The 3,739-nt window shown below is 63.4% G+C and carries 3 protein-coding genes and 1 pseudogene; 3 read left to right on the top strand and 1 reads right to left on the bottom strand.

The genetic code is table 11. From position 1 onward, the window contains the following. Window positions 1-565 (top strand): annotated as a pseudogene (locus tag EN964_RS28295) (hypothetical protein); the annotation flags it as partial. A gap of 2 nt (window positions 566-567) precedes the next feature. On the opposite strand, the gene EN964_RS28290 reads toward EN964_RS28295, so the two are convergent. Next, window positions 568-1,281, bottom strand: a complete 714-nt coding sequence (locus tag EN964_RS28290) for a transcriptional regulator NanR (RefSeq protein WP_063167520.1) — start codon at window positions 1,279-1,281, stop codon at window positions 568-570. 174 nt (window positions 1,282-1,455) lie between these two features. Here EN964_RS28290 and oiaX point away from each other — a divergent pair, with 174 nt between their 5' ends. Both oiaX and EN964_RS28280 read left to right on the top strand, forming a co-directional pair. Further along, window positions 1,456-2,706 (top strand): 3-oxo-isoapionate-4-phosphate decarboxylase OiaX, encoded by a 1,251-nt coding sequence (gene oiaX / locus EN964_RS28285; RefSeq protein WP_127268636.1) that lies wholly within the window; start codon window positions 1,456-1,458, stop codon window positions 2,704-2,706. A 4-nt stretch (window positions 2,707-2,710) separates the two neighbouring features. Further along, on the top strand, window positions 2,711-3,739 hold a 1,029-nt coding region (locus EN964_RS28280; protein WP_164776040.1), incomplete at its 3' end, for a four-carbon acid sugar kinase family protein.

The raw sequence follows: 3,739 nt of genomic DNA, 5'->3' as shown, positions 1-3,739 counted from the left end.
TCTCAGCATCATGCAATCGCTGGAGGCGCTGCCTTTCATCACCCAATCGGCGCGGGCGATGATCTTCGGGGCAAAGCCCTATCGGATCGGCCCGTCGACGATTGCCATGCGCCAGAACCCCTATGGCAGCGCGACCAAACCCAATGCCGGGGGACAGCGCGTTGCCATGGCCGCCAGCGATCCTCGCCACACCGGTCAGTTCGCTGCTGCATGGACGATCGGATATGCCGCGCGCGTCGCGCCCGCTGGACTGGAACAGCTCACGCTCTCCAGCTTCACCGGACCGTTCGGCGTGCTGGCGTCATCCGGAGAACCCGTCGCGGAAGGATCGCGCCGGCCGATCTTCGGGGCCATCAAGGGGCTTTGCGAGCTGGCCGGCCTTGCGCATGTGTCGGCAAGGACGAGCGATGAAACCAAGGTGCTGGCGCTGGCCGGGCGCTCCGCCTCGGGCAAGACAATCGCGTGGCTGGCGAACCTGACGGCGGAAGACGTGCAGGTCGACATTTCAGCTTTTGACCGAGGCCAGGTCGTGATGACGCCTTACGCGATCACCCGGCTCGGCTGAAGTTACTTTTCGGAATTCATCACATAGAGCGCGCGCGAGCGTTCGAGATGCTTGATCATCGCCTTCTCGGCGCCATCGGCATCCTTCTTCTCGATGCGGCCGATGATCTCTTCGTGCTCGGTCAGCGTGAACTTTTCCTTGCCGGTCCAGATCAGCATTTCGGTGTGGTATTCCTTCAGCCAGCCCAGCATCGCCTCGCTGACGGCAACATAGATCGGGTTACCGGAGATCGCGGCGATCTGCGTATGGAATTTCATGTCGGCGGAGATGAAGGCTTCGGAATCGCCGCGAAAGCCGCGCTGTTCGGCAACGGTGGCCCTGAGCCGCAGCACATCCTCGGCGGTGGCCTTTTCGGCGGCTTCCCTGACCATGCCGCGCTCGAAGAAGATGCGCGCGGTCTTCAGGTGCTCCAGCGTGTCCTTCGACGACGACAGGATGATCTTGGCGGCGCCATCGACCTGCTTGATGATCGACTTGGCGGTCAGCTGCAGCACCTTGGCGCGCTCGCCATGCGAGATCGCGACCAGGCCCATATTGCTCAGCGCCTGCATCGCCTCGCGAATCGCCGGCCTGCCGACCTCGAAACGCTCCATCAGTTCGCGTTCCGAAGGCATGTCGTCGCCCGGCATCAATTCGCCGCTGGTAATGAGGCGTTTCAGCCGCAAGAAGACCTCATCGGAAAGCTTGCGCCGGACAATCGGTTCCGAACGGTTCATCGTCGCGAATCACTCCCTTGACCCGGCCCTATCTAACACTGCCGCCACAATTCCCGGAATTGCCGTCTGTCGATCCGACTGCCGGATATGGCTTGCAATACTTATGTACTCATTATACCAGATTTGAAACACCAGTGAACCTTTTTCGAACGCCTCGGCTTGAGACAGCGGACCATGATAACCCTCACCTACCGCATCGAAACGCCTGGAAGCATCGAAGCGCTGGCGGCCAAGATCGCCAGCGATCAGTCGACCGGCACCTTCGTCGCGCTGCCCGGCGAGACCGAGGAACTGAAAGCCCGGGTGGCGGCGCGCGTGCTGGCGATACGGCCTCTGGCCGATGCCGAGCGGCCGTCGCTTCCCGACAGCGGCAACGGGCCGTTCAGGCGCGCCGATATCGATATCGCCTTTCCATTCGATGCCATCGGCACCGACCTTTCGGCACTGATGACCATTGCCATCGGTGGCACCTATTCGATCAAGGGCCTCACCGGGATTCGCATCGTCGACATGAAATTGCCGGAGGAGTATCGCGGCGCGCATCCCGGCCCCCAGTTCGGTGTCGCCGGCAGCCGCCGGCTGACTGGTGTGATGGACCGTCCGATCATCGGCACGATCGTCAAGCCGGCGCTGGGCTTGCGGCCACATGAGACGGCCGCAATGGTGGCGGAACTGATCGCCGCCGGTGTCGACTTCATCAAGGACGACGAGAAGCTGATGAGCCCGGCCTATTCGCCCCTGTCGGAACGAGTGAAGGCGATCGTGCCGCTGATCCTCGACCACGAGCAGAAGACCGGCAAGAAGGTGATGTATGCCTTCGGCATCTCGCATGCCGACCCCGATGAGATGATGCGCAACCACGATATGGTGGCGAAGGCTGGCGGCAATTGCGCTGTCATCAACATCAATTCGATCGGCTTCGGTGGCATGGCGTTCCTGAGGAAGCGCTCCAGTCTGGTGCTGCATGCTCACCGCAACGGCTGGGACATCCTCACCCGGCACCCCGGGCTAGGCATGGACTTCAAGGTCTGGCAGCAATTCTGGCGACTGCTCGGCGTCGACCAGTTCCAGATCAACGGCATCGCCTCGAAATACTGGGAGCCGGACGACTCTTTCGTCGAATCGTTCAAGGCGGTGACGACACCGATCTTTTCACCCGAGGACTGCGCCTTGCCGGTGGCGGGCTCTGGCCAGTGGGGTGGCCAGGCTCCTGAGACATATGCGCGGACCGGACGGACCGTCGATCTTCTCTATCTCTGCGGCGGCGGCATCGTCAGCCATCCGGACGGGCCGGGCGCCGGTGTGCGCGCCGTGCAGCAGGCCTGGCAAGCGGCGGTCGACGGCATTCCGCTGGCGGACTTCGCCCTGAACCATCCCGAACTGGCGCGGTCGATCGAAAAATTCGGCGACGGCAAGGCAGCCTGAGACGATGCAGGACCTGCTTCTCAGCTATTACGGCGACGACCTGACCGGCTCGACCGATGTGATGGAGGCGCTCGAGCTCGGTGGTGTGCCGACCGTGCTGTTCATGCGCCAGCCGGACGATGCCTTGCTTTCACGATTTGCCCATTGCCGGGCGATCGGCCTCGCCGGCACCAGCCGCAGCGAGACACCGCGATGGATGGACACATACCTGCGCGATGCCTTTGCCTGGCTGAAGACACTGAATGCCGAGATTTGTCACTACAAGGTCTGCTCGACCTTCGATTCCAGCCCGACGATCGGCAGCATCGGCCGGGCCACCGAGATCGGCCGCTCGGTGTTCGCGCAAGCCAGCGTGCCGCTGCTGGTCGGCGCGCCGCAGCTCAAGCGCTACACCGCCTTCGGCCACCTGTTCGCCGCCTATCGCGACCAATATTTCCGCATCGACCGCCACCCGGTGATGAGCCGCCACCCGACGACGCCGATGGATGAGTCGGACCTGCTGATCCATCTGTCGCGGCAGACGGCGCTGAGCTCGGGGCTGGTCGACCTTGCGACGCTGCAGTCGGCGTCGCGGTCGGTGGCGTTCGATCGCATGATCGGAAACGGCACCGGCATCGTGCTTGTCGATGTCGACAATCTGGAAACCCAGGCCCTTGCCGGCAAGGAGCTGTGGCGCGTTCGCAAGCCCGGCGGTTCTTTTGTCGTCGGCTCGTCCGGGGTCGAGTATGCGTTGCTGGCCGAATGGGCGTCGAATGGCATTGTCGGCGCCGGACATGGCTTCACGCCACCGGGCGCAGCCGAGCGGATAGCCGTCGTGTCGGGCAGTTGCTCGCCGACCACGGAACGGCAGATCCGGCATGCCCTGACCGACGGTTTCGACGGCATCGAGGTCGACCCGGTCGAACTGGTTTCGGAGGCTTCGCAGCAGTCGATCACGCGCGCAACGGCAAGCGGCCGTGCCAGTCTGCAAGCCGGGCGCAGCGTCATCCTCTACACCGCGCTTGGTCCCACTGCCGACAGGGGCGCCGAAATC

The sequence above is a fragment of the Mesorhizobium sp. M7A.F.Ca.CA.001.10.2.1 genome, from assembly GCF_003998575.1.
Taxonomy (GTDB): Bacteria; Pseudomonadota; Alphaproteobacteria; order Rhizobiales; family Rhizobiaceae; genus Mesorhizobium.
Note: the sequence above shows the minus strand (reverse complement) of the source record. Positions and strands in the feature narration are given on the sequence as shown.